The following is an 827-nucleotide window of genomic DNA, read 5'->3' as shown; positions in this document are numbered from 1 at the left end:
GAACGGGCGGGGCCGGGCCCCGCCGGTCCGCTCACGACCAGGCCCTGCGCGGTGTGCGGGGGGAGGGCGTCCGGATGACGTCGTACGCCGTCGTGGTCCCCACCCTGCTGCGGGACACCCTCGCCGACTGCCTCGCCGCGCTGGCCGCGGCACACGGGCCGCGCCCCGACGAGATCGTCCTCGTCGACGACCGGCCCGACCCCGACCCCCCACCCGACGCCCTGGCCCACGCGCTGACCGTCCTCGGCGACCTGCGCGAACGCACCACCACCGTCGCCACCGGCGGCCGGGGGCCCGCCGCCGCACGCAACACCGGGCTGCGCGCCGTCACCACGCCCTGGGTCGCCTTCCTCGACGACGACGTCCAGGTGGGACCGCACTGGTGCGCGCAGCTCGTCCGGGACCTCGAGGAGGCGACCTCCGACACCGCGGGCGTCCAGGGCGTCATCACCGTGCCGCTGCCCGGCGAACGCCGCCCCACCGACTGGGAACGCGGCACCGCGGGACTCACCCGGGCCCGCTGGATCACCGCCGACATGGCCTACCGCACCGAGGCCCTCCGTCAGGTCGGCGGCTTCGACGAACGCTTCCCCCGCGCCTTCCGCGAGGACGCCGACCTCGCGCTGCGCCTCCTCGACGCCGGCTGGCGCATCCGCAAGGGCCGCCGCACCACGCTGCACCCGGTGCGCTCCGCGTCCCGCTGGGCGTCGGTGGGGCAGCAGCGCGGCAACGCCGACGACGCCCTGATGCGACGGCTGCACGGCCCCGACTGGTGGGACAAGGCGGTCGCGCCGCGCGGCCGGATCCGCCGGCACGCCGCGATCACC

At 77.5% G+C, this 827-nt stretch carries 1 protein-coding gene; it reads left to right on the top strand.

Annotation, left to right across the window (positions count from 1 at the left end):
* Positions 1-74 precede the first annotated feature (74 nt).
* On the top strand, positions 75-827 hold a 753-nt coding region (locus B7767_RS22680; RefSeq protein ID WP_085573811.1), incomplete at its 3' end, for a glycosyltransferase.

It is taken from the genome of Streptomyces sp. 13-12-16 (assembly GCF_002114215.1).
In the GTDB taxonomy this organism is placed as follows: Bacteria; Actinomycetota; Actinomycetes; order Streptomycetales; family Streptomycetaceae; genus Streptomyces.
The sequence above is the reverse complement of the archived record's forward strand: the minus strand, read 5'-3'. Positions and strand labels throughout refer to the sequence as shown.